The sequence below is a fragment of the Sphingobium sp. SA916 genome, from assembly GCF_002894065.1.
Taxonomy (GTDB): domain Bacteria; phylum Pseudomonadota; class Alphaproteobacteria; order Sphingomonadales; family Sphingomonadaceae; genus Sphingobium; species Sphingobium fuliginis.
In genome coordinates this window covers 1-22,911 of sequence record NZ_LXYF01000028.1, presented here as the reverse complement: position 1 = coordinate 22,911, position 22,911 = coordinate 1, and the positions used below count along the sequence as shown (strand labels likewise).

General features: G+C 62.0%; 24 protein-coding genes. 6 read left to right on the top strand and 18 right to left on the bottom strand.

All coding sequences use genetic code 11. The features are described from left to right. Nucleotides 1–24: 24 nt before the first annotated feature. Nucleotides 25–996: an SDR family NAD(P)-dependent oxidoreductase gene (locus tag A8G00_RS06995; RefSeq protein ID WP_103000358.1), complete on the top strand. Its 972-nt coding sequence runs from the start codon at nucleotides 25–27 to the stop codon at nucleotides 994–996. Nucleotides 997–1,033: 37 nt separating this feature from the next. Here the strand turns inward: A8G00_RS06995 and A8G00_RS06990 are convergent, their stop codons facing one another. Both A8G00_RS06990 and A8G00_RS06985 read right to left on the bottom strand, forming a co-directional pair. Continuing rightward, nucleotides 1,034–2,110, bottom strand: coding sequence for an alpha/beta fold hydrolase (locus A8G00_RS06990; RefSeq protein WP_226869999.1), 1,077 nt, complete (start codon nucleotides 2,108–2,110; stop codon nucleotides 1,034–1,036). 110 nt (nucleotides 2,111–2,220) lie between these two features. After that, nucleotides 2,221–3,051, bottom strand: coding sequence for an alpha/beta fold hydrolase (locus tag A8G00_RS06985; protein ID WP_103000356.1), 831 nt, complete (start codon nucleotides 3,049–3,051; stop codon nucleotides 2,221–2,223). Between the two features lie 440 nt (nucleotides 3,052–3,491). Here A8G00_RS06985 and A8G00_RS06980 point away from each other — a divergent pair, with 440 nt between their 5' ends. Then, entirely contained in the window at nucleotides 3,492–4,925 is a 1,434-nt protein-coding gene (locus A8G00_RS06980; RefSeq protein WP_103000355.1) for a catalase, read from the top strand. Between the two features lie 36 nt (nucleotides 4,926–4,961). Here the strand turns inward: A8G00_RS06980 and A8G00_RS06975 are convergent, their stop codons facing one another. The 8 genes from A8G00_RS06975 to A8G00_RS06940 all read right to left on the bottom strand — a co-directional run bounded on the left by A8G00_RS06975 (nucleotide 4,962) and on the right by A8G00_RS06940 (nucleotide 12,021). Next, entirely contained in the window at nucleotides 4,962–6,416 is a 1,455-nt protein-coding gene (locus A8G00_RS06975; protein ID WP_103000354.1) for a PAS domain-containing protein, read from the bottom strand. Further along, on the bottom strand, nucleotides 6,392–6,955 hold the full coding sequence (locus tag A8G00_RS06970) for a hypothetical protein (RefSeq protein ID WP_146032573.1): 564 nt from the start codon (nucleotides 6,953–6,955) through the stop codon (nucleotides 6,392–6,394). The genes A8G00_RS06975 and A8G00_RS06970 overlap by 25 nt, the downstream gene beginning before the upstream one ends. Before the next feature lie 12 nt (nucleotides 6,956–6,967). Continuing rightward, a complete protein-coding gene (locus A8G00_RS06965) occupies nucleotides 6,968–9,061 on the bottom strand; it encodes an ATP-binding protein (RefSeq protein ID WP_226869996.1) in 2,094 nt (697 codons plus the stop codon). A 2-nt stretch (nucleotides 9,062–9,063) separates the two neighbouring features. Next, nucleotides 9,064–9,450, bottom strand: coding sequence for a response regulator transcription factor (locus A8G00_RS06960; protein ID WP_226869994.1), 387 nt, complete (start codon nucleotides 9,448–9,450; stop codon nucleotides 9,064–9,066). Nucleotides 9,451–9,535: 85 nt separating this feature from the next. Then, entirely contained in the window at nucleotides 9,536–10,186 is a 651-nt protein-coding gene (locus A8G00_RS06955; RefSeq protein WP_103000351.1) for a response regulator transcription factor, read from the bottom strand. Continuing rightward, a complete protein-coding gene (locus A8G00_RS06950; protein WP_103000350.1) occupies nucleotides 10,183–10,725 on the bottom strand; it encodes an Rrf2 family transcriptional regulator in 543 nt (180 codons plus the stop codon). The genes A8G00_RS06955 and A8G00_RS06950 overlap by 4 nt, the downstream gene beginning before the upstream one ends. A gap of 87 nt (nucleotides 10,726–10,812) precedes the next feature. Continuing rightward, complete coding sequence (locus A8G00_RS06945) at nucleotides 10,813–11,241, bottom strand: nuclear transport factor 2 family protein (RefSeq protein WP_226869991.1); 429 nt, start codon at nucleotides 11,239–11,241, stop codon at nucleotides 10,813–10,815. A gap of 30 nt (nucleotides 11,242–11,271) precedes the next feature. Beyond that, complete coding sequence (locus A8G00_RS06940; protein WP_103000349.1) at nucleotides 11,272–12,021, bottom strand: glucose 1-dehydrogenase; 750 nt, start codon at nucleotides 12,019–12,021, stop codon at nucleotides 11,272–11,274. A gap of 98 nt (nucleotides 12,022–12,119) precedes the next feature. Here A8G00_RS06940 and A8G00_RS06935 point away from each other — a divergent pair, with 98 nt between their 5' ends. After that, nucleotides 12,120–13,013, top strand: coding sequence for a LysR family transcriptional regulator (locus A8G00_RS06935; protein WP_103000348.1), 894 nt, complete (start codon nucleotides 12,120–12,122; stop codon nucleotides 13,011–13,013). Nucleotides 13,014–13,148: 135 nt separating this feature from the next. On the opposite strand, the gene A8G00_RS06930 is transcribed toward A8G00_RS06935, so the two are convergent. The 3 genes from A8G00_RS06930 to traA all read right to left on the bottom strand — a co-directional run bounded on the left by A8G00_RS06930 (nucleotide 13,149) and on the right by traA (nucleotide 18,314). After that, on the bottom strand, nucleotides 13,149–14,063 hold the full coding sequence (locus A8G00_RS06930) for an MBL fold metallo-hydrolase (protein WP_103000347.1): 915 nt from the start codon (nucleotides 14,061–14,063) through the stop codon (nucleotides 13,149–13,151). Nucleotides 14,064–14,568: 505 nt separating this feature from the next. Beyond that, nucleotides 14,569–15,273 (bottom strand): DUF6118 family protein, encoded by a 705-nt coding sequence (locus A8G00_RS06925; protein WP_103000346.1) that lies wholly within the window; start codon nucleotides 15,271–15,273, stop codon nucleotides 14,569–14,571. 11 nt (nucleotides 15,274–15,284) lie between these two features. Continuing rightward, the gene (gene traA / locus A8G00_RS06920) at nucleotides 15,285–18,314 is read right to left on the bottom strand and encodes a Ti-type conjugative transfer relaxase TraA (RefSeq protein WP_103000345.1); all 3,030 of its coding nucleotides are present in this window, start codon (nucleotides 18,312–18,314) and stop codon (nucleotides 15,285–15,287) included. A gap of 172 nt (nucleotides 18,315–18,486) precedes the next feature. Here traA and traD point away from each other — a divergent pair, with 172 nt between their 5' ends. Beyond that, nucleotides 18,487–18,792 carry a conjugal transfer protein TraD gene (gene traD / locus A8G00_RS06915; protein ID WP_103000344.1) on the top strand — a complete coding sequence of 102 codons (306 nt, stop codon included), beginning with the start codon at nucleotides 18,487–18,489 and terminating at the stop codon, nucleotides 18,790–18,792. 22 nt (nucleotides 18,793–18,814) lie between these two features. Continuing rightward, nucleotides 18,815–19,048 (top strand): conjugal transfer protein TraD, encoded by a 234-nt coding sequence (locus tag A8G00_RS06910; RefSeq protein ID WP_103000343.1) that lies wholly within the window; start codon nucleotides 18,815–18,817, stop codon nucleotides 19,046–19,048. On the opposite strand, the gene A8G00_RS06905 is transcribed toward A8G00_RS06910, so the two are convergent. Genes A8G00_RS06905 through A8G00_RS06895 form a run of 3 tightly spaced genes read right to left on the bottom strand, consistent with a single transcriptional unit; the run spans nucleotide 19,041 to nucleotide 21,179 of the window. Beyond that, entirely contained in the window at nucleotides 19,041–19,628 is a 588-nt protein-coding gene (locus A8G00_RS06905; protein WP_172451805.1) for a sigma factor-like helix-turn-helix DNA-binding protein, read from the bottom strand. The genes A8G00_RS06910 and A8G00_RS06905 overlap by 8 nt on opposite strands. After that, nucleotides 19,612–20,544, bottom strand: coding sequence for a HEPN domain-containing protein (locus A8G00_RS06900; RefSeq protein ID WP_103000341.1), 933 nt, complete (start codon nucleotides 20,542–20,544; stop codon nucleotides 19,612–19,614). The genes A8G00_RS06905 and A8G00_RS06900 overlap by 17 nt, the downstream gene beginning before the upstream one ends. After that, on the bottom strand, nucleotides 20,541–21,179 hold the full coding sequence (locus tag A8G00_RS06895) for a hypothetical protein (RefSeq protein WP_103000340.1): 639 nt from the start codon (nucleotides 21,177–21,179) through the stop codon (nucleotides 20,541–20,543). Before A8G00_RS06895 ends, A8G00_RS06900 begins: the two co-directional genes overlap by 4 nt. Nucleotides 21,180–21,309: 130 nt before the next feature. On the opposite strand from A8G00_RS06895, the gene A8G00_RS06890 reads away from it, so the two are divergent. Then, the gene (locus A8G00_RS06890) at nucleotides 21,310–21,507 is read left to right on the top strand and encodes a hypothetical protein (RefSeq protein WP_037444843.1); all 198 of its coding nucleotides are present in this window, start codon (nucleotides 21,310–21,312) and stop codon (nucleotides 21,505–21,507) included. 218 nt (nucleotides 21,508–21,725) lie between these two features. Here A8G00_RS06890 and A8G00_RS06885 read toward each other — a convergent pair whose 3' ends face one another. Both A8G00_RS06885 and A8G00_RS25845 read right to left on the bottom strand, forming a co-directional pair. Beyond that, complete coding sequence (locus A8G00_RS06885; protein WP_103000339.1) at nucleotides 21,726–22,250, bottom strand: hypothetical protein; 525 nt, start codon at nucleotides 22,248–22,250, stop codon at nucleotides 21,726–21,728. 246 nt (nucleotides 22,251–22,496) lie between these two features. After that, nucleotides 22,497–22,844 carry an MAE_28990/MAE_18760 family HEPN-like nuclease gene (locus tag A8G00_RS25845; RefSeq protein ID WP_367379441.1) on the bottom strand — a complete coding sequence of 116 codons (348 nt, stop codon included), beginning with the start codon at nucleotides 22,842–22,844 and terminating at the stop codon, nucleotides 22,497–22,499. Between the last annotated feature and the right edge of the window lie 67 nt (nucleotides 22,845–22,911).

Here is a 22,911-nt window from a genome sequence, read left to right as displayed (position 1 = left end):
GTCAACTGAGACAGGAGATTTTGAATGCCTTCTTCACAAAAGCCCCTGGGCACCGGCTTTGGACCGTTCACCACGGCTGCGGAGGTCGCGAATGGCGTCGACCTTTCGGGAAAGACCGCCATCGTGACGGGCGGGGCGTCCAATCTTGGCCGGGAGACCGTGCGAATCCTTTCTTCGAAAGGAGCGCGCGTGCTGGTGCCGGCGCGCGATCCCGATGCAGCGCGAGAGGCGATGTCGGATCTGCCGGATGTGGAACTGGTCCCGATGGACCTGCTCGACCCATCATCGATCGACAGTTTCGCGGCCGGGGTGATCGACAAGTTGGGGGCGCTCGATCTCCTGGTTCTCAATGCCGGCGTCATGGCAAGCCCGCTATTTCGCGATACGCGGGGCCATGAAGGCCAATTCGCCACCAACCACCTCGGCCATTTCCAGCTGACTGCCGCACTCTGGCCCGCACTTCTGCGCGGGGACGGCGCGCGTGTTGTCGTTCTCTCCTCCCGGGCGCATCAGCTCGGTGGCCTTGATCTCTCCGATCTCGACTTCCGGCATCGCGCCTATGACAAATGGCTCGCCTACGGTCAGGCGAAGACGGCCAACGCGCTCTTTGCCGTAGCCCTCGATGCGCGCGGCAAGACCCGCGGGGTCAGGGCTTGCTCGGTTCACCCCGGCTCCATCCTTGGCCCGCTCGCCCGGCACCTGACCCGCGAAGAGATCGACCAATTTGGCGCCCTCGATGCGGACGGATCCCCCGTCGTCGACCCAAGCCGCGACAAAAAAAGTCCGCAGCAAGGCGCGGCGACGACGATATGGTGCGCCACTTCGCCTGAGCTTAGCGACATTGGTGGAGTCTATTGCGAGGACTGTGACATTGCGCCCGTCGTATCGGATGGCCAGCTTGGTGGCCCTGGCGTCCGCCCGTTCGCGATCGATCCGGAGACGGCCGAAGCGCTGTGGACTGAAAGCGTCCTGCTGACCGGCCATGATATTCCATGATCTGTCCGGCCGCCCCGCGCATTGCTCCGCCTGACTGTCAGCCCGCCATCTCATCGGCATCGATGATCGCGCGGGCAAAGGCATGTGGCGCTTCCTGCGGAAGATTGTGTCCTATGCCGCCTTCGATCAGCCTGTGCTCATAGGACGCCAGGAAGCGTGTCCGATAATCCTCGGCGCGCAGGTGGGGGGCGCCATTCGCATCGCCTTCCAGCGTGATGGCGGGAATATTTACGGGCGGAAAGCGCGCAAGCTGGGCCTCCATGCCTGCATAACGAGGCTCCCCTTCGGAGAGGCCGAGCCGCCAGCGATAGTTGTGGATGGTGATCGCCACATGATCGGGATTATCGAGCGCGACAGCTGAACGTGCGAAGGTCGGCTCATCGAAGGCCCAGCGGGGCGATGCGCTTTTCCATATCAGCTTTGCGAAGTCATGCGTGTGTGCCGCATAACCCCGCCGCCCCCGCTCCGTCGCGAAGTAGAATTGATACCACCAGTCACGCTCCGCTTCGGGAAGGAGCGGTACCGCCCCCGCCGCCTGGCTGCCGATGAGATAGCCGCTCACCGAGACGAGCGCGCGCACCCGCTCGGGATAAAGGACGGCGAGAATGCACGCTGTCCGGGCGCCCCAGTCGCAGCCACCCACAATGGGATGTTCCAGACCCAACGCCTCGACAAGTTCGATCGCATCACTGGCAAGCGCTGCCTGCTGACCATTGCGAGGAGATGTGTCGGAGAGGAAGCGGGTTGCGCCATAGCCGCGCAGATAGGGAATGATCACCCGGTAGCCCGAAGCCGCGAGAAGCGGTGCAACCTCGGCATAGCTGTGGATGTCATAGGGCCAGCCATGGAGCAGCAATATGGGGCGACCGCGCGATGGCCCGGCTTCGACATAGGCAATGTCGAGTGTGCTGGTGCGGACCCGCTTAAGCGGGCCAAGGCCCGCCGATCGCGTGCTCGCGTCCACGACTGCTGACGATGCGCGCACGGGCTTGGTCGTTGCCGCCAGAAACGCTGTGCCGCCCAGGATGGAAGCAAGGAAGCCGCGCCGCTCGAAGCGCGAGCGGGCCGGAGCAAACGGTTCCTTCAGATGAGACGGATGCTTGATATCATACAAGATATGCCGCCAGTCGTCTCCGCCAGGTATGCCCATCCTGCCATCTCCGCTTCTGTCTAGACGATAGCGTCATGCCGGGACGAACGCGCCGATCCGCCCCGGCCTGCGCATCAGCCCCGGATGAAGGCCAGCATATCCGCGTTGATTACATCGGCATTGGTAGCCGCCATACCGTGCGGATAGCCGTCATAGGCCTTGAGCACCCCCTTCGCGAGCAGCTTGGCCGACAGCGGGGCAGAATCCGCGAATGGCACGACCTGGTCATCCGTTCCGTGCATAACGAGCGTCGGCACCTGGATCTTCTTCAGATCTTCGGTGAAATCCGTTTCCGAAAACGCCTTGATGCAGTCGTAATGGGCCCTGGCGCTGCCCACCATGCCCTGACGCCACCAATTCTGGATCAGGCCCTGGCTGACCTTCGCGCCCTCGCGATTGAATCCGTAGAACGGCCCCGCCGCGATATCGAGGTAGAATTGGGAGCGGTCCTCGGCGAGGGCCTTGCGGAACCCGTCGAACACCTCGATCGGCAGCCCACCGGGATTGCTGGCCTTCCTGACCATCACGGGCGGCACCGCCCCGACAAGGATCAACTTTGCAAGCGTCCCGGGCTTGGCGCGCGCCGCATAGTGGGCCGCCTCGCCGCCGCCGGTGGAATGGCCGATATGGACCGCATCCTTGAGATCGAGCGCGGCGACCAGCGCGGCGACATCGGCAGCATAGGTATCCATCTCGTTTCCGGTGTCGGTCTGGGTCGAGCGACCGTGACCACGGCGGTCGTGCGCGATGACACGATAGCCCTGCGCGAGGAAGAAAAGCAGCTGGTTGTCCCATTCGTCGGCGGTCAGCGGCCAGCCATGATGGAAGACGAGCGGCTGCGCGTCGCGCGGACCCCAGTCCTTGTAGAAGATCCGAGCGCCGTCATTTGCGGTAATGAAATTCATGGGATGAGCTCCTTGATTTGCGTGAATTAGAGATGCGCCGAGGCCTACGACCGGCCAGCCCAGACCGTTCACGAGGACAGCAGCTCCGCCGGCGGCGCAGAATGCCCGGCGATCGACCATGAAATCTTTAAGTAGCGGCATGCTGTGCTCCTCTGCACCGCGCCAGCTCTGCGCGAGTTCGATTTCGGACAGAGCGGCCTGGTCAGGAATAGTGAAATCCCGCCATTTCTCGACCATACGGGGGGCGCGGCCAGGCTATGCGAAGGTGGAGTGCCTCCCGGCAGAGAGATCAGGACGCGCTGGCGACAAGCGATCAGGCATCAGCGGATACCTCGAACCCGTCCTGACCGAAGGGATTAGAGGCCTGCCACCGCCGCACAGTCGCGCGTTTATGCCTCGACGGCCTAGCTCCTTGGCATCAACGGCAAGGAGACGTCGCAATGAGTATCCCACTTCACCATGCAAATGGCGCACCGGTGACCGACAATCTCAACATCCTCACCGCCGGGCGACGCGGGCCTGCGCTGCTCCAGGATGTCTGGCTCATCGAAAAGCTCGCTCATTTCGATCGCGAGGTCATTCCCGAACGGCGGATGCACGCCAAGGGATCGGGCGCACATGGCACGTTCACGGTCACGCAGGACATATCCCGCTTCAGCAAGGCGAGATTGTTTGCCCGGCCTGGCAAGCAGACGCCGGTGTTCGTCCGGTTCTCGACGGTGGCGGGCGAGCGCGGCGCGGCCGATGCCGAACGCGACATTCGTGGCTTCGCGGTCAAATTCTATACTGAGGAGGGCAACTGGGACCTTGTCGGCAACAACACGCCGGTCTTCTTCTTTCGCGACCCCTTGCGGTTCCCGGATCTCAACCATGCGGTGAAGCACGATCCGAGGACGGGTTTGAGGAGCGCCGAGAACAATTGGGATTTCTGGACGCTGCTTCCCGAGGCCCTGCATCAGGTGACGATCCTGATGTCCGAGCGCGGCATCCCCAGAAGCTACCGGCACATGCACGGGTTCGGCAGCCATACTTATGCGATGATCAATGCCGCCGGCGAACGCCATTGGGTCAAGTTCCACTTCCGTTGCGAGCAGGGCATCGCAAATCTGAGCGACGGCGAAGCGGCCACGCTGATCGGCAGCGACCGGGAAAGCCATGGCCGGGATCTCCTCGAGGCGATCGACCGCGGTGACTTCCCACGCTGGACGCTTGCGATCCAGGTCATGACCGAGGCGCAGGCCGGGACCCATCGCCACAATCCGTTCGACGTCACCAAGGTCTGGCCGAAAAGCGAATATCCGCTCATTCCTGTCGGCACGCTCGAGCTCAACCGCAATCCGGAGAATTATTTCGCCGAGGTTGAGCAGGTCGCCTTTTCACCGGCTAATCTTGTTCCGGGACTCGGCGTATCGCCCGACCGCATGTTGCAGGCACGCCTGTTCTCCTATGGAGACGCACAGCGTTATCGACTCGGGGTCAATCACCTGCATCTCCCGATCAACGCCCCGCAATGCCCGTTCGCAAGCTACCATCGTGACGGCGCGATGCGCGCGGACGGCAATCTCGGCGCGACGCCCAGCTATTATCCGAACAGCCATGGGGCGTGGGAGGACCAGCCTCATCTGGCCGAACCGACGATGCGGATCGAAGGCGATGCCGCCCATTGGGATCATCGCGACGACGAGGATCACTGGGAGCAGCCCGGCAACCTGTTCCGCAAGATGAACGCAACCGAGCGCGAGGCGCTGTTCGCAAACACCGCCCGGCAGATCGGCGGAGCCACGCGGGCGGTGCAGGAACGGCACGTGGCGAACTGCAATCGCGCGGACCCTGCTTATGGGGATGGTGTCGCCAGGGCGCTCGGCCTGCGCTGACCGCGCGAAGGGCCATGATGGCGGACCGACATTGAGTCAGCGGTCCGCTGCGCCTTCGCCCCTCTCGGCGGTGATGACAGGCAGGGTGAATATGAAGCGCGCGCCGACGGCATCGCCATTTTCGGCCCAGAGCCTGCCGCCATGCGCTTCGATAATCGAGCGGCAGATCGCAAGGCCCATGCCCATGCCATCCGCCTTGGTCGTGAAAAAGGCCTCGAAGACAGTCTCGGGAGAAGGCAGGCCGGATCCGGTATCGGTCACCTCGACTTGCACGCCTTCAGCGACCGCCGAGAGGTGAATGCGTAACGTTCGCCGGTCAGGATCGACATCGACCATCGCTTCCATCGCATTGCGCAGGAGGTTGACCAGAACCTGCTGAATCTGGACGGGGTCGATCGCGACGTGGGGGACGTTCGCTGCCACTCGTGTATGGAGCGCAACCTCGTATCGCGTCAGTTCATCGGCGAGCAGCTCGCACACTTCGCCGATGAGCACATCGAGGCCCAATGACGTTCGCGGCCCCGCGTTCCGGCTGAAGAGCGCGCGAATATGGCTGACGATGTCGGCGGCAGACTGCGCGCTGCGTGCGATCCGATCGACGATCGCCCGTGCCCGATCGACATTGGGAGGGTCCGCCGCCAGCCAGCGGTGGCAGGCCTGCGCATTGGTCATGATCGCCGCGAGAGGCTGGTTGACCTCATGCGCGACCGACGCCGAAAGCTCGGCAAGGCTTGCCGCCTTGCCGGCCCGTGCGAGTTTGTCCTGCGCCGTGCGCAGCTCTTCCTGGGCGCGGATCTGATCTTCGATATCAAGGCAGACGCCATTCCACTGCACAATGGCCCCATCTTCATTGCGCATCGCGGCGATACGGGTCTCGACCCAGCGATATGTTCCATCGAAGCGCCGTTGCCTGTGCGTGAGCGCATAGGGATCGCCCGTCCGAAGCGAATGCATGAATCGCTCGTTGACCTTGGCGAGATCGTCCGGATGGATCACCGCTTCGAGAATGCGTTCGAGCCGCGAAGCGCCGGGCCGGTCCTTCGCGGCGACATCGAAGCCGAAAAATTCCCGCAGGCGTCGGCTGAAATAGATGGGTTCGCCTTCGGGCGTCATGCACCAGATGAGAGCGGGCGCAGTCTCGATCATCTCCCGCAGCGAACGCTCGCTTTCGCGCAGCGCGTCGTCGGTCTTGCGAAAGACGTCGATATCCTGACCCGTTCCGTACCAGCCCGTGACGCGCCCGTCGGCGTCACGCGCCGGGCGGATCGCAAAGCGGTGCCAGACATAATCGCCGCCCGCGCGCAGGACGCGATATTCATAGTTGAAGGGCTCCCCGGCGCGCATGCAGCGCCGCAACTCGGCGGCGGCGCCTTCATAATCGTCCGGATGCACGCCATTCTTCCAGCCAAGATCACCGCCTTCGATGAAGCTGCGTCCGTCCAGAGGAGCGTTCAGATCGTCGAGCGTCATGGCGATCGAGGTCTGCGCCATGGGGTGGCGTAGGTGAAGTGGCCGGTCGCATCGAACGCGAAGGCGGCGCCATAAAGATTCTCGATCACCTTCGCCGCGCGGACGGCACCCTCGGTTTCGCCAAGCGAGGCGGCGATCGTCCACGCATCATCCGGCCTATGCACGATCGGCGCGACATCCACTCTGATCGGGTAAGGCGGATCGGCGCGATATTCGTGCCACCGCCAGGCCCCGATCCATTCCCGGCGGCGATAGCCGATAATCTGTGGCACGCCGCTGATAAAGGCCCGTGCTTCCGCCTGCGCCATGGCCTCGCGGTCTCCGGGATGGATCATGCCGACATGGCTGCGCCGTCCCGCGAGCCATGCGCCTCCCAACAGGCCGAGGCCCAGCCCGATCGCGAACCATGCCGCCAGAGCGCCGAGCCAGGCTGCGATCGCGACTATAGCCACGGCAATGATCGTCAAAGCCATCCAGCCGCGCGAAAGGGACCTCATGCCTTCAACCTCCTGCATCGCGTCGCCGAGGCACGGGCGTTCTCGATGCGGCGTCTCCGTCATGGCGGAAAGGGATCAGGTCGCGTTCGGCGGGTGAGGAATGAAAGACCGCGGCGCATTTCCCGTCAGCCGACCGACTACCGCATGACGTCCGGCACGGGGCAGGACAACGCGGAATTCCGCTCCGCCGCCAAGCCGGTTCGACGCCGACACCTCACCGCCATGGGCCACGACGATCGACTGGCATATGGCGAGACCAATGCCCATGCCCTGGGGCTTGGTGGTGAAGAAGCCGTCGAAGATGTGATCGAGATGATCTGCCGCGATTCCCGGTCCGCGGTCGCGCAGGGTGAATAGAAGGTTGCCCTTCTCGTCGGTCCCCGTAGCGATCGCGATGTCACGATCGTTTTCTTCGCCGCACTCGACCGCCTGCACCGCATTGATAAGCATGTTCACGATCACTTGCTGGAGCTGAATGCGATCACCGATGACCGGCGGCAAATTGCGGGCGAAGGAAGTCGTTACACGAATCGAGCGCGTTTCGACCTCGTGGCGCACGAAGAGCAGGCTTTCCTGAATGATCTCATTGAACGCGAGCTCGACGGGTTCGGGAGCCTGCTTGACCGCCATGTCCCGCGCGCGTTGCACGATATCATCCGCCCGCCGCGCGTTCGCCGCGATCCGTGCGGTGAGTTGCGCGACCTTGCCGATATCGGGTGTCTCGCGCGCCAGCCAGCGCAGACTGGTCTCGGCATTGGTCACAATGGCGGCAAGCGGCTGGTTAACCTCATGGGCGATCGAACTTGCCAGTTCGCCGAGCATCGAGACGCGCGCCGCGTGGCTGAAATCGGCCTGCAACTGGCGTAACTGCGCTTCCATGCGCAAGCGGTCGGTCACATCTTCCAGACTGAAGATGGTGGTGTCGAGTTCGAGCAGCGGTTCCGGATAGGTGACGGAAAGGCGCACGTCGAGCACGCGGTTGTCGAGCGTGCGAAGCTTCATGAACTCGCTGTAGTTCTTCAGGCCGGTGAACCGCCCGATCATCACGCGCTGTAGCGATGCGGGGCTTTCGGCAAAAAGATATCCGACGGGCCGGATCAGATCCTGCACACCTGTCCCGCCAAAAACTTCGATCGCGCTGCGATTGACATCGGTGACGGGAACCGAGGTCGCCGCGAGTTCGACTAGCTCGGGATGCTGTTCCAGATAGCGCTCGAAGTCGACAACGCCCTGCGCCTTCAACCCCGCATAGATTTTCCCCATATGGCTCGCATCGACCTGCCAGAGAGCGATCGGCATATAATCGATCAGGTTGCGGTAGCGGGCCTCACTTGCGCGCAGGAACGGATAGGAACGATCGTCATCGGCTTCCCCGTAGACTGCGATGAACAGATGGCCCGGCCGTTCGCTGCCCGCACGCCACACGCTGACGACCGGATCGCGCAAAATGCCGTCCGACGCGAGCTGTCGGCGGCACACGCTTCCGTTCTTGTCGTCCAGCGCTTCCAGGATAAGTTCGGCCAATATATTGCGGCTGCCGACCGGCCAGAAAGCGGCGACGGACTGGCCAGTCATGAGGGCGCGTCCGCGATTGCCGCCGACGAGGCGTGCGGTACGCTCATTGACTTCGACGATCCGGGCGGTTTCGACGAGGTGACGATGAAGCCTGTCCATCTCGTCCTCGCCTGCAAGGTCGGTGCGCTCAGCAATCTCGGCGATCATCGCCGAGGCAGGCGAGATGTCGATTCTCCAACTGGCCGCCATCATCCCGTCGGGAACGGCGCCCCCCTGGGCACGCGGATCCCCGGCATCCGTCGCCGGCCGTGCGAATTCGATAACGTCGCGATGTTCGCCCGCCGCGCCATACCGCTGGTGACGCCGCACATCAGCAAAAACGATGTTGCCATCGGGGGTGCACCGTCCCACACGGCCCTGCCACGAGCCTTCCTGCAACAATTGGGTCCAGGCTCGCTTTTCATCCGCAGGTGCCGATGAAAATTTAGTGATCGAGGTCCCGCGCGCTGCAAGCGCGGGCCAGCCGAAGAGTCGTTCCGCAGCGGGGTTCCAGTAGCGCACCTTTCCGTGCCGATCTAGAATGACGACACTTTCCGCCGCAAATTCGGCAATCCCCGTGTCGTCATGCTCCTGGAGGCCGAGAACGATAGTCATCGTCAGCCACCCGGCCCAGAGTTATTCTCGATGGCTATGGTGATCGCGCCAAGCAACTGCTCGTCCGAGACTGGTTTGGTAAACCAGGCATGGACTCCAAGCGAAAGGGCATGCGCCCGCGTTTGCTGATCGAGTACCGATGAAAGGATGATCACCGGCAGTTTGGCGCCTTCATCATGCAGGCGCTCCACAAGTTCGATCCCGGTCATTCCGGGCATACGGATGTCTGTGACCAGACAATCGAAATGGCATTCTGTCCATGCGGCAAGGAAGGCCGCTGCACCGGCGAAAGTGTGGCAGGAGAGCCCCGAGACCATCAGCAGGTCACCAAGGGCTTCGCGCACAGCCTCGTCATCGTCAACGATGGCGACGGTCGGCAATTCAGGCAAGGGGCGACATCCTCTCTAACGCAGGCTCCGGTACAGAAGCCGTCAATGTCGCGCAGCTTGTAAGGCATTGTTACCATACCAAAGACTAGGCCGGGACGACTTCGCGTATATCGAGAGGCAGCTTCTCCCAGGCACGAATCAACTCGCCCACGGACGATGCCTCCATCTTGCGCATCACATTGCTGCGATGTAGCTTCACGGTGATTTCGGTTATGCCGAGGTCGAACGCGATCTGCTTGTTGAGGCGGCCCATGGCCACTTCCCGCATAACCTGACACTCGCGCGGAGTCAGGGTCCGGTAGTGCTCGACATGCTTCTGGACGGTACGAGCATTCGCGCGATCCGAAACATCGCGCTCGATGCCAGCGGTCACTGCGTCAAGCAGGGTCTGGTCGCGCACGGGCTTGGTCAGAAAGTCGACGGCGCCCGCCTTCATCGCCTGAACGGACATCGGAATGTCGCCATGGCCAGTCAGGAACACGATCGGCTTGGAGATACCGGCGGAGGCCAGGTGCTGCTGCAGATCCAGCCCACTCGCTCCGGGCATGCGTACATCGAGGATGATGCATCCTGGCCGTTCAAGAAGCGGAGATTCCACTAGGGCGCTCGTCGAGGAACAACATGCTGCCTCTATTCCGACCGACAGCATCAGTTCACGGATTGCCGCGCGAACCTCCTCGTCGTCATCGACCACGAAGACCAGCGGGGTTTCCTTTTCGATAACCTGACTGATCATGATTCCATGTCCTTCGTTTGCGCCAGCCTTCCCGAGCGTCGCTCCGTCATCCGTTGATCGAACCATGCCCTGGTATCTGCGCCGAATGTGGCTGGCGCCTTGCGCTCGAGCCGCCCACCGATATCCGCGAGAGTCTCGCTTGCGAGCGCATCGCGCATCGCTCTTTCGGCTTTGAGCATGACGGCGTGTATCGAGCAGACACCCCGTGTTGCCCACCTCGGCGCATCTTCTTCAAACAGCGCGCAGCGGCTGCGGATTTCCTGGCAGTCGAAGAGCGGCTTGCGTCCCTCGATCGCGTCGACCAGTTCGAGCACGGTGATTGTCTCCGGTCCGCGAGCGAGGCGATAGCCGCCGCGTACTCCCTCCTCGGCTTCGACGATCCCGGCTTTCTCGAGCTTCAGGAAAATCTTCGCGACGAAGGTAGGCGAGATGCCCTGAAACCGGGCGAGGTCGCGTGCACTACGCGGCTGCTCGCCGGCATCAAGCAACCCCAGCAGGCAATGCAGCCCATATTCCACGCTTGCGGTAAGATGTGCCATAACGAAGACTATAATTGTCTTCGTTTGGTGAGGCAAGGAAATCTGGCCCCTGCCTCGCCTTGCCGGCGGATGTCGCGCGCGATGGGATCAGTCGGCTTTCCGCCGTGGAGGAAGAAAATTGCCGTCGATCCCGCCTGGCCAGGGCGTCACTGTTTCGCCGGCCACCATCCAGATGCCGGAATCCCTGCGCAGGCGAAGCTCATACATCGCCGGCGGCGCATCCGGGCTCATGCGGCGATAGAGGATCGCGGTGGCATGATCGCCTTGCTGTTCGATATGGAGGACGCGGTGTTCGGTCGAGAGCGGATTCTCGCCCGCGTCGCGACGAGACCGGAACTCGGCGATCGAATCATCGCGGCGCACGCGGGTCACACCGCCGTCACTGCCGAGAACCAGAAAGATCTGGTCCGGCGTATAGAGCTTCTCCATGCCTTCGATATCGTAGGCACTGCCAACGTGAACGACATCATGGATCAAGTCATGAATTGCGGGATCGATTTCCGATTGTGTCATCATAGAGGTTCCTTCCAGGATTAACGGGCATGATCAGAGCAGCGCCATGCCGCCATCGACGCGCAGATTAATGCCGGTGATGAAACTGCTGGCATCCGACGCGAGGAACAGCGCTGCGCGCGCGAGCTCCTCAGGCTGACCGAGCCGGCCGAGCGGGATCGCTCCCGCCATCATGGCGGTGAAGGCATCGCGCTTCTCCACAGGGACGCCGAGCTTTTCGAGTATTTCCGTTTCGGTGGGGCCCGGGCTCAGAATATTGACGCGGATGCCGCGTCCCTTGAACTCAAGCGCCCAGCTTCGCGCGAAAGCGCCGATAGCTGCTTTCGTGCCGGCATAGACTGCATGACCTTCAAGGACTTTTTCGCTCGCGAGCGAGCCAAGGAGAATGATCGACCCGCCGTCACGCAACGTCGGAGCTATGGCTTGCACGCCGAAAAAAGTACCCCGCGCATTGATTCCGAACTGGGTATCAAACTCGGTCTCGGAAACCCGATCCGAAGCCGTTATCGTGTTCACCCCGGCATTCGCCATATAAATGTCGGCGCCGCCGAAACGCTCACGAATGACCTCCGCAACCTTATGATGATGTGCCGGATCGGCAACATCACCCCGAACCGCCAGCGCGGTGGCGCCGATCGCCTCAACCGCATTGTCAAGGGCTTGCTGACGGCGCCCGGTGATCACAACTTGCGCGCCCTTCTCAGCAAAGAGCTTCGCACTCGCGAGCCCGATGCCGCTGTTGCCGCCGGTGATGACGGCGACCTTCCCGACCAGATTTGTCATGATTGACCTCCGATATTGAAACCGGAGATGCATTTGGTTTTTCCATGAAAGAAAATTAGTCTCGACTATGGCACAGCATTTTTGCCAAAACCTATCAAATGAGTACCGGTCTCGAACTCGCCCCCGGCCTTCAGGCCTTCGTCCGGGCCGCAGAGGCTGGTTCGTTCAGCGCCGCCGCCCGGCTCGCCGGAACGACCCCCTCTGCCATTTCGAAAAGTGTCGAACGCCTTGAAAAGCGGCTCGATGTGAAGCTCTTTTTGCGCTCGACCCGATCGCTCACGCTGACTGTCGACGGAACCGCTTATTACGAGCGGGTGGCACCCTTGTTGCGCGCTCTTGATGAAGCAGGAGAGGTCCTGAGCAAGACGGGCCGAGCGCGCGGGGCGCTACGCGTCAGCATTCCTGGCGTGCTTGGCCCGACGATCGTCGAGCATCTGACGCGTGGGTTCGTTCAGCGCTATCCTGAGATCAAACTCGATATCAGTATTACCGACCGCCATGTCGATCTCGTGCGCGAAGGCTTCGACACCGCATTGCGCGCCGGAGCAGTCGACGCCGCCGACTGGATGGTCCGGCGCATCGCGACCCTGCCGCTCATACTTGTTGCAGCGCCTGCCTGGCTTGAGCGCTCCGGGCATCCCGAGACGCGAGAGGATCTTATGCGGGCAGATCATATTCGCTACCGCCTCGGTTCAAACGCTTATCCGATCCGCTTCGCCGATGGGTGTGAATTGGAAACTGATCGGGTTCTCGACACCGACTCCGGCCAGGCCATGCGGATTGCGGCCATCGCTGGTTTGGGGATGGCGCAATTGCTTCGGCTCGCGGTTGCAGATGATCTCTCGGCCGGCCGACTCGTCGAAGTGTTGCCGGGAGATCCTCTCACGGCTGTCCCGGTCCTGTCCCTGCACGCCTTCGGGCGCCTCGTTCCCCTGCGAGTTCAGCTATTCATCGACTTTCTTGTGGAAGTCCTCGCGCCCCACTCGGTCTAACGGGTCCAGCGCATTTGAATGGTTCTGGCGGATTTATGTTGCGGTTGCACAGGCAACCATCCCGTAGCTGTAAGGGCGCACATCCGCAGAATGCTGCGCGTGCGCGCCCAGACATGAACGTTACCCAAGCTGCCGTCAGTAATCCCAGAAGGACGCGACCCAACGGAAGGCGTCGCCATCGACTGCAACATGGCCAACCGACGGAAATGGCAGATGTGTGGCAACCAGCAGTTCACCGCTCGCCGCCGCGTCCTGCAGAAGGCGGACGCGGACGCGCACAGACTCTTCCGGGTCATGCTCGAAGCCATTATGCCAGTCAGGATGCTCGAAGCCGACCGGGAACAGGGCATCCCCGGCGAAGGTCAGACGCTCGCCGCCGGAAGCGAGATGGACCACGCAGTGACCAGGCGTATGGCCGCCGGTGAGCTTGGCGACCACACCGGGCGCCACTTCATACTCGTCTTCGAAAGTTCGAAGGTTGCCGCGATAGACCTTGATGAACTCTGCGGCAGTGGAGCGAAGAACCTTCGGCACCGGGGTTGGCATCGAGGTGAACGAGAAGTCCGGCGCATCCCAGAACGCGACTTCGGTCGCCGAAACGTGAATTCGCACGTCAGGGCTCAGCCGTTTCTTGACGTCCTCGACCAGTAGTCCGCCGACATGGTCCATGTGCATGTGGGTGATGATGACGTCCGTGACGGATGCGAGGTCGATGCCCGCTGCTTCCAGACGCTTGGGAAACTGGCCCGCGCGGGGGAAGCCAGGGAATTGTCCTCCGAGGCCCGCGTCGATCAGAATCGTCTGGTCGCCGCTCCGGACCACAAGAACATTGAGCGCCCAGTCGAACATGTCGGGTCCGACGAACATATCCTTGAACCAGGCGGCACGAACGGTCGGGTCCACGTTAGTAGCCATGGTTTCGGTCGGTAAAGGCAGGACGCCGTCGCTGACTACGAGGACATTGAGGTCGCCGACACTTAGCGCGTACCGCGAGGGCACGAGATCGTCGGCATCACTCGTGCCGGGTTTGGCAATGGTATCGAGTTTCATGCTAAATTCCTTTCAATTGCCGTCAACGCCACGGCGATAGCCAAGCTACGCGGGAGCATTTGATGGATCGATTGGATCGAAGCATCGCCTGAGATATACGGTCGGGTAGGTTTGGGGAGAGCAGAGTTTAGGGCGGATCACCTTTCCGGATGATACGTATGCGGCACCTATCCATCGGGATGGATCTTCCGCGACGAATGTAGCATCGCATCGCCCGCATCACGATATTAGTTCAGTGTGGCAGTCCGCAGGAAACCGCCCCCACCCCGACCTCGGACTGACCGCTGGTTAGCGGTAGTTTGAGCGGGCCGGTTACCCCCCCGACCGGCCCGCTCTTTTAATAACCATGTCAGCATTGATTGGTCTTTACTCTATTCCTGATGACAGTCGATCGAAGGCAAAGTCGCAATGACCGCCATTTACCCCTGTTGTGAAGTGCAGCTTGCATCCGGAAATGTCGATGTGAACGCACGAAGGAGCCCCGTGTTCGTTTATCAGCAACAGTCTAGTTGACCCCTTGATCTGCCGTGACATCAATTACGCATCGCACCGGCTTTTTCGCCTTTGAGGCCGTCGCGCGACATTTGTCGATCTCGTCGCGATTGTTCTGCACAAGCGCATTAGAGAACAGCACCGTGCGCCAGCGTTCCGGCTCGGCGGTAGCAAGCAGGCGTTCCCCGGCTGTCCAGCGGTCAAGGCCGAGGGTGCGGGCGGCCATTCGTTCCGGTAAATGCCAGCTATCGGGCAAAGTACGTGCGACGAAGCCGGGAAGGAACGAGCAAAGCACGATGGCCGCCAGCGCGCCGCCTATCCCCCGTTGATGACGCTGGCGGCGTTGATCGCGGGCGGTGGCGACCGTTCCCTGGATATATTCCATCCGGGCCGTCGCCTTGTTGAATCGCTCCTGCACCTGCCCGATGGTCGCGGCATCCTCCGCGCGCGCCTTGGCGGCGGTGGCCGTGATCCGCTCGGCCATCGCTTCGGGCGTGATCTCCATAGCGGGCCGACGCGCAAGCGCGTTGATCGCGGTTCGCATCTTTTCGAGAAGTGCCGCGATCTCGCCAAGCGTCTCGCTGTAATCGGGCGTGGCTTCACGCTTGGCGGCAAGCCCGGCGATAGCGGCTTCGAGCAAATCTACCTTTTCGGCAAGACGCGCGAAGGCGTGCGCGGCCGGGTCCGCGTCGGGGGCAAGGGCTGGCAGGGTGTCCATGATCGTTTCTCCTATCTGCTAAGTCCGTGGTCGTGGCTGCGGCCCATCTCGATCCCGACGCTGGAAGCGAGGTCATGGGTGAGCTTGCGGCCGGTATCGAAGTCGATGCCGAATTCCTGCTTGCGGCCGCGCAACAGCGATTCCACCTGGGCGTCGCGTTCGAGGCTTTTCGCCATGCCCGCCATCTGCTCGGACACTTTGCGCGCGCCCCGGAAATCCCCGTCGCGCTGTAGCTCCTCGCGGTGCTGGCCGAGTTGCCGCCAGCCTTCCACGAACCTGTCGGCGCGCTTGTCGGGATCGGTGCGGATTTCTGCTTCAAGCTGCATGGCGCGGATGGCTTGGCGGACACGTCCGCCCGCTGCATCGGACGCCAAGGCAGGATCGCGACTGTAAGCCCGTTCCATGTCCTGGGCGGCGTGCTTGCTGGTCTGGTTCATCGCCTCGCGGGCCTTGTCGAGTTCGGCGCGCTGATGGGGCAGGACGGGCAAGCCCTGACCCTGCATCTTCCAGATGCTCGCGACCGCGCGGGCATGGCGCTGAACGGCAATGGCCCGCATGCGCTCACGCTCGGCCCGTGCGGCTGCGGCCGGGTCATGGTTTTGCGCGGGCGGCCGGAAGCTTGCGAATATCCCCTGCTCGCACTGCGGCTGCGGCGCGGGCGGCCGGAAATTGTCGAACATGCCGCGTTGCCGTTCCGGCGTGGGCGATGCCCCGCGATCCTGTCCGGGCAGAGACAGGCGCAACCCGTCGAAGATGCCGCGCGCTTTCTCCGCGCCTGCGCGGGCGATTCCCATGATGCGCTCGCCAATGCCGATGCCGCGCCGATCTGCGAACTCGCGCGCGGGGTCGGCTTGGCGGTAGTCGCTCGCCATGTCCTTGACGCGCTCGCGGGACAGCGTGCGGATAAGGCGGGTGTCGTACTTGAAGTCGTCGCGGCCGTAGTGGAGCGCCATGCCCTCCCGGTGGCGGGTCATGCCGACATAGGCCCCATGCCGGTCCATGCTCGGTGTGGCGAGCATATGGGAGCGATCCACGCTCATGCCCTGCGCCTTGTGGATCGTGGCGGCATAGCCGTGATCTACGTGGGCATAATCTTTCGTATCGAAGGATACGGAACGTCCGTCATCGGTGCGGACGGTCACGCCCTGCTGGTTCACCTGCTCGACGGTGCCAAGCGTGCCGTTCTTCACCTCAAGCCCGCGCTCATTGCGAAGAAACATAATCCGGTCACCTGATGCGAAGGCACGGGGGCCGCGCTCGGTTTTCACCTGCACGTCATCGCCAAGCTCGCCCGCCGCCCGCATCCGGTCGCGCGCGGCTTCGTTGAGTTCTCGCACCTCGTCATTGGTATGGGTGAGGATGATGCGGGATTGATCCGGCGCTGCGATGCGCTCGCGGTCCCACCGTTCGACAAGCTCGGTGCGCGCCTGCTCGCGCGTCTCGGCGGCGTGGACCATGCCGCGCTCCGCATAAGCCCGGATCGCCTCGCCAGTCCTGCCGGTCGCCAGATGCCGGGTGGCGTCCTGCTGCCACTCGACATGCTGGCGGCGGACCTCTGTAATCTCGACACCGCCATGCCGTTCGTTGATCGCCCGAAAGGCCGCGCCCGCCTCAATGGCCTGCAACTGCTGCGGGTCGCCTACCAGCACGACCTTTGCGCCCACGTCGGCGGCATGGGACAGCACGCGCTCCATCTGGCGCGTGCCGACCATGCCCGCCTCGTCGATCACCAGCACATCGCGGGCGGCCAGAAGCTCGCGCCCTTGGCTCCATTGATGTTCAAGGCTGGCGATGGTGCGCGAGGCGATGCCGGAGCCGTTCTCAAGACCTTCGGCGGCGATGCCGGACAGGGCAGCGCCGCGCACCTCGAACCCGCCGCGCTCCCATGCCTCACGCGCAACGCCAAGCATGGCGCTCTTGCCGGTCCCGGCGTAACCGACGACCAGGCCAAGCCCGCACTCGCCCGTCACATGATCGAACGCCGCGCGCTGCTCGCCGGTCAACGCCAGCCCGCGCCCCTCCGCGCTCGCCAATGCGGCGGCGCGATCCTTCTCATCCACGCGATGCCGCTCGCGCTCCGCCATCAGTTCGGACGCATGCTGCAACCGCTGCTCGGTTTCGATCATGTCGCGGCTGGTGGACCTGTCGTCGCCGCGCCCGTCCTTGCCCAAGGCGACAAGATCGGGCGAGGCGCGAACGGCGCTCATCGCGCGGTCGAACTGCTCTTTGCCGTCCGTGTGGCGATGCACGAACATCGCTACGTCGCGCTTGGTGAATGTCGCTTGCTGGTGGGTGATGGCGTCCAGAGCAACGCGCGGGTCGGCAATGATGCGTTCGCCGTTGCGCTGCGCGATGGCGCGGTGATCTTCGATGCGCTCGGATTCAAGTCCGCGCTCGCCCATGCGTTGCGCGGCCGGACCGATCTTGTCTTGTGGCTCAAGGCCGATGCCCTGCGCCTCAAGGGAGCGGTGATCTATGCGGGCATCTATATCCAGTTCCGCAAGCCGGGTGTTGACGTGATCGGCCCACCGCTCCCGCCATTGCTCGACAAGCTCGGTCCTGTTCCAGTCGCGTTCCTTCGCGCCGAAACCGTCGGGACCAACCTCGCGCATGGTGAGCATGACATGGGCATGAGGCTTCGCCAACCCGTCCGCGCCGATATCCCAATGCACATTCAAGTCCGCGATCATGCCGCGATCGACAAACTCGGCCTGAACGAAGTCCTGTGCGAGCGCGATGCCCTGTTGCTGGTTCATCTCGCGCGGAATGGAAAACTCCACCTCGCGGGAAAGCTGCGCGTCCTTGCGCTTCTCGGTCGCCTCGACCTCGTTCCAGAGGGTCGCGCGATCCGAGAAGCGTTCGGGTGCGCCTTCGGGCAGGAGGATCTCCGAATGGACGACACCCGACTTATGCGTGAAGTCATGGTCGCGGTCCAGCCGGTCATCGTGCAGCCGCTCGGCCGAACGATAGGCGGCTGCCGCGACAGCGCTGCGCCCTTGCGCGCGGCCAATGACCTGAACGGAGAAATGGTAGATCGCCATAGCGATCATCCATTTACTGCCTTAAGCGCACGTCGGCACGACGTATAAGCGCGCCCTTCTCGAAAATTTCTCGGACGGGACTAGGCGGTGTCAGGCTGTCCCGGCGACTCTACTGCGCGATGGCGAGGTTTATCTTATCATCGCTCCATCGTCACTCAATGGAGACTTAACGATGCGTAAGCCGCGTGATTTTGATTCGGAACTCAAAGCCCTTGCCGACAAGGCAAAGGCGCTCAAGGAACGCCGCGTGCGCCAGTTGGGCGAACTGGTGGCGGCGTGCGGAGCCGATGCGCTCGATGCCGATCTGCTCGCCGGGGCTTTGCTGCAGGCCGTCGCAGCGAAGGACTCGGCGACGAAGGAGGGTTGGCGCAAGACGGGCGCGGCCTTCTTTCGCGGCGAAAAACGCCAGCCTGCGAGCGGAGCTGGACGCAGCCCGAGCGGCACTCTCCCGCTTGAAGGCGGCTCGGCATCGGCTTGAGGCACGAAAGGCGCGAACCGACATGCGCGAATGGGCCATCAAGCGCCGCGAACGCACGCGGCACCTGATCGAGTTGGGCGGCCTCGTCACCAAGGCCGGACTGGTCGATTTGACCGACGATGATCGCGCTACCCTCTATGGCGCGTTCCTCACCGTTGCCGACAGGTTGCGCGGGCCAGAGCGGAACAACGCGCTGGCGCTGTGGCAACGAAAAGGCAAACGCGCGTTCGAGACGGAGAAGCCATCGGCTAATTGATCGTCGCAGGTTCCGAGACCCTATCGCGCAACCACTGTTCGAACCGGTCCGGGCCTCGCGCGATATGGCGAACGGCGCGGAGCATACGATGCCGCACGATCCATTGGAAGGTTCCCATGTGTTTGGAAATCTGCGCGTAGCTCAGTTGATCGACGCGATTGAGGAAGAAGGTGTCGTAAACGCGTGGAGGCATGGCCGCGACGATCATCTGCATGAGGGTTCGGTCGTCGTCGCCATGATCGGTCCATGGGATCGGACCAGCGATGCCCAATGCCGCTAACCGTTCCTCGCAATAGGCGCGATGGCGCCGATGCAGGTCAGCCTCGGCAAGGGCGATGCGCGGATCGTTGCGGCGTCGGGGTTCTGCCCCATCAAGCATGATGCGGATCATGCCGAGCGCCTCGACGAGGCAGGATTCCACCGCCTGCGCGTCGATGGACAATCGAAGGGCGATTTCATCATAGGACAGGGCATCCAGACGAACGAGCAGGAATATGACACGCGTCAGGACCGGCAGACGGTCGACGGCTTTCCTGTAGGTAGCGAGCCGTTCGGCGTCGGGGTCAGGCGCGTCGGCCATGGCACGCCTCCCCATATATGGCGACCATGCCGTCCAGCCGCTCGCGGCAGAGCCGTTCGAGCAGGCCGTGCAGTTGTGTCACGCGCTCCATCGCCCATGCCAGTTCGTCGGGACTGATGCGATAGGAACGGCCATAGCGAACCTCGACATAGGCACGGCGGATGCAGCCGAAGGCGCGGCGCTCGAACGGGGTTGCGCGTGGCCATGCGATGGACAGGCGCGCGTCCAGCGCCTCGGCCCTTTCGCGCAGTTCATCCAGCGCATGGGTGCGCGGACCATGCAGGGTGATCGTCCAGAGGACACATTGGTAGAGATGTTCGCACGCCTGATGCAGCAACAGTGCCGCCATGGGCGCATTGCCCTCGCTCCGGTAGAAAGCCGCGCCCAGCAGGAAATCGCTTGCCCGATCATGCCAGCGGGCGAACTCGGACTGTCCCCGCGCATGCCGTTCCTGCATAGGTAGCAAGCGTGGCGACAGAAGCCGGAAACCTTCCATCTCATAGAGCGGGATGCCTTCGCCCGCGATCGCGACAAAATGCGGAATACCCTTGGCCAAGGCGCTGTTGAACTGTTCCAGGCTATGGACGGTCAGCCGCACCGGGCGAGATATCTCGCCAAACTCCCATGCGCGGCGCAATCGGTCGCGCGCCAGTCGCCAATCCCGCCGCGTTCGCGCCAGCCGGGGATGATTGACGATCGCCAGCAGATGGAAGGCATCCTCCGGCGCGACATTCCACGAATCGGACCGCGCATGGGAGCCATGCAGGATCAGGGTCAGGATACGGCCTGATCGATAGTGCTCTGACAGCCTGCCCTTGAGGTTTTCCGCAAAGGTTTCGAACAGCATCGCCGTGACGCGGCACAGTTCCTGCCGCACCGGCCATGGCAGATGCTCCCTGTCGGTGGACGGCATCATGAGCGGGTTTCCCGTTGTTCGCGATGCCAACCGTTCGGGCGGCGATGGCCGGTGACGTCATGCACGCGGTCGAGCAGGCCACGCAGCAGCGGGCGAACCTCGTCCACCGTGAACCCGCCATTGTTAGGGGACGGCGTATCGATCCGATGGACATGACCCCATTTCCAATAGGGGGAAAGAACGGCGGCGAGCCGCGCCATGTCGGGGCAGTCATGCCCCAAACCGGTCGCGTTGGCATGGGCGAGCGACTTGGCGACATCCAGCCGGATATGGCGGGCGTTCCACTCGTCGGCAAAACCAACGTCGAGCAGGTGGGAGGAAAGCGCAAGCTGGGCGACAATGCCGGACCGGTACAGCATCTCACCGCCGTCATTGTCGTAGAGGCCGTGCCCCAGTCCCCAATAAAAGGACTCGGCATTGTGATAGCGGAAGCGGCTCAGGCTTCGTCCCGCCTTGGTCCGAACAAGCGCTGCCGGTGAATCACCATAGTGGTCGTGAAGATCGGCCAGAACTTCACCCCAGGGTGAGGCGACGGCGGTGGAAACGGCAATCGGCGTGGCGGTCAGCGCGCGCAACAGTGCGCGGCGCGATGTGCCGCCTACCGAATCATCAGAAGGAAAATTGGGTGAGGTCATCGGCCTGCTTTCCTCATTTCGCCATCCTGAAACGCCGAATGGCGATCCAGAGATATTAAGCGGCACCGCTTATAACTCGGAATGTGGGAAATATGCAATAACCGGCACCGCTTAATCTGCTTCCGGTTGAATGGGTGTCGTGCGCGGTTACGACACAATTATGGGAAGGCCACCGCTCAACGTGAAATCGACCAACATCCGTTTGCCGGAAGGTCTCGGCGAGCGAATTGACAAGCTGGTCGGGCGGCAACGCAGGGCCGCGTTCATTCGTACTGTGCTTGAACGCGAAGTAGAGCGTTTGGAGGGCGAGCAGGGCAAGGCAGGATAGGGAAACGGGTCATTTCTGGCCTGACGGAAAACCCCTCCAACCACTATGCTGGGAGATATTTCCGCAGAAATGCATGACCAATGTGCAAAAGTGGTGTGTTTTCCAACAGCCGACTTGCGCCAATTTCTGGCGATTTGTCTACTCCGGGCCGATCCCAAAAGCTGCCGTTCGTGAGGAACAATCAGCGACCTTTTTCAATGACGGTCTGTATCGATGGCTTACGTCCCAAGCAAATATTCCACGAAGTCCTCACTGAAGTTCCACCGGGGGACTTGATTGCGACGAACATCGTAGATCGCGCCGTAATGTTCACAGATTTGGAGCTTGGCGAGCAGTTCGTCGTGGTCCTCGTGGAAATAGACGAAAAACGGGATTGGACCGGGGTTATAACTCACACGCCTGGACAGAGCGATGATCTCCCTAGTGAAAGGCTTCGAACGGGCATCAGTCCGCATTTCTCCTATGAGTTCCGGCATCTTCGCCTCTAGACCTGTGAAGTCCCGGCCCTTTCGAACTACGTAACCTCGAAGTTCTACAGCCGCTGCGGCTTCTGCAAAGGCCTTCCATTCGACGAGATCGACAACATCATAAGCGGAGTCGTCCGCATCGACGAGGCGGCTGCACTGCTGGCACAGCCAAATTCCATTTTCAGCCGCTCGTCGACCGTCGTTAGTCAGGTATTCGTTAAAGCGCGGGCCGCCCTGCGACGCGGCGGTAATGTGAGCGGCAACGCCGACGCTCACCGCTCCACCGTCTGCCCCAGGGCCACTTGTTGGCTTGCGGCAATCTGGGTTTGAGCACCTGAACCCGACCCGTTTAGCCAAGCGCTGGGTTGTCGCCTGTGTGAAATCATCTCTCATCGCATCTTTATAGCCGGAGAGGTGTCGATGCCCAATGGCTCCGCCGAACAAGCGCCAATTTCGGACGTAAATCAGCTTAGGAAGAGTTCCTGAACTCTGTCACCAAAATTAGGGTGGATTGCAATGCTGCTAAACGTATGGAGCAGCATTCAATCGTTCGTCGATTTTTAGAGCCATTTCGTACATCACGTCGTAAACGGCATTCTCAAACCCTCGATAATAAGATATTTCCGTAACTATATCCCTCTTTCCATGCGCTATATTGTTTCGCCTCTGGACTAATGTTTTAATTTTTACGCGATTTTCTTCCAATGATATTAGCTCTATGTCTGCATCCTTAAGAAGGTCTTCGAGGACATTAGGCCATAGATTTGATTTAGTGTCGACTTCAGGAAAGTCGGGCGCTGGAGTGTAAAACGATGTATTAGGGCGTGAACTCATAATTTGAGTTGAGCTCTCCGCCTTCGCATGATTCAGGCGCTCTTTGAGAATGGAGGGCGTATGGCGCGGCGGCGGTATGAACTAACGGACAAGGAATGGCTGA

Coding starts and splice junctions, on each gene's coding strand:
- A8G00_RS06910 (WP_103000343.1), top strand. CDS start 18,815: ATGCGCGAATGGGCCATCAAGCGCCGCGAACGCACGCGGCACCTGATC.
- A8G00_RS06925 (WP_103000346.1), bottom strand. CDS start 15,273: ATGGACACCCTGCCAGCCCTTGCCCCCGACGCGGACCCGGCCGCGCAC.
- A8G00_RS06940 (WP_103000349.1), bottom strand. CDS start 12,021: ATGACAAATCTGGTCGGGAAGGTCGCCGTCATCACCGGCGGCAACAGC.
- A8G00_RS06895 (WP_103000340.1), bottom strand. CDS start 21,179: ATGACCTCACCCAATTTTCCTTCTGATGATTCGGTAGGCGGCACATCG.
- A8G00_RS06970 (WP_146032573.1), bottom strand. CDS start 6,955: ATGACGGAGACGCCGCATCGAGAACGCCCGTGCCTCGGCGACGCGATG.
- A8G00_RS06930 (WP_103000347.1), bottom strand. CDS start 14,063: ATGAAACTCGATACCATTGCCAAACCCGGCACGAGTGATGCCGACGAT.
- A8G00_RS06945 (WP_226869991.1), bottom strand. CDS start 11,241: ATGATGACACAATCGGAAATCGATCCCGCAATTCATGACTTGATCCAT.
- A8G00_RS06950 (WP_103000350.1), bottom strand. CDS start 10,725: ATGGCACATCTTACCGCAAGCGTGGAATATGGGCTGCATTGCCTGCTG.
- A8G00_RS06995 (WP_103000358.1), top strand. CDS start 25: ATGCCTTCTTCACAAAAGCCCCTGGGCACCGGCTTTGGACCGTTCACC.
- A8G00_RS06975 (WP_103000354.1), bottom strand. CDS start 6,416: ATGGCGCAGACCTCGATCGCCATGACGCTCGACGATCTGAACGCTCCT.
- A8G00_RS06955 (WP_103000351.1), bottom strand. CDS start 10,186: ATGATCAGTCAGGTTATCGAAAAGGAAACCCCGCTGGTCTTCGTGGTC.
- A8G00_RS06905 (WP_172451805.1), bottom strand. CDS start 19,628: ATGGCCGACGCGCCTGACCCCGACGCCGAACGGCTCGCTACCTACAGG.
- A8G00_RS06890 (WP_037444843.1), top strand. CDS start 21,310: ATGGGTGTCGTGCGCGGTTACGACACAATTATGGGAAGGCCACCGCTC.
- traA (WP_103000345.1), bottom strand. CDS start 18,314: ATGGCGATCTACCATTTCTCCGTTCAGGTCATTGGCCGCGCGCAAGGG.
- A8G00_RS06980 (WP_103000355.1), top strand. CDS start 3,492: ATGAGTATCCCACTTCACCATGCAAATGGCGCACCGGTGACCGACAAT.
- A8G00_RS06935 (WP_103000348.1), top strand. CDS start 12,120: ATGAGTACCGGTCTCGAACTCGCCCCCGGCCTTCAGGCCTTCGTCCGG.
- A8G00_RS06985 (WP_103000356.1), bottom strand. CDS start 3,051: ATGAATTTCATTACCGCAAATGACGGCGCTCGGATCTTCTACAAGGAC.
- A8G00_RS06965 (WP_226869996.1), bottom strand. CDS start 9,061: ATGACTATCGTTCTCGGCCTCCAGGAGCATGACGACACGGGGATTGCC.
- A8G00_RS06900 (WP_103000341.1), bottom strand. CDS start 20,544: ATGATGCCGTCCACCGACAGGGAGCATCTGCCATGGCCGGTGCGGCAG.
- traD (WP_103000344.1), top strand. CDS start 18,487: ATGCGTAAGCCGCGTGATTTTGATTCGGAACTCAAAGCCCTTGCCGAC.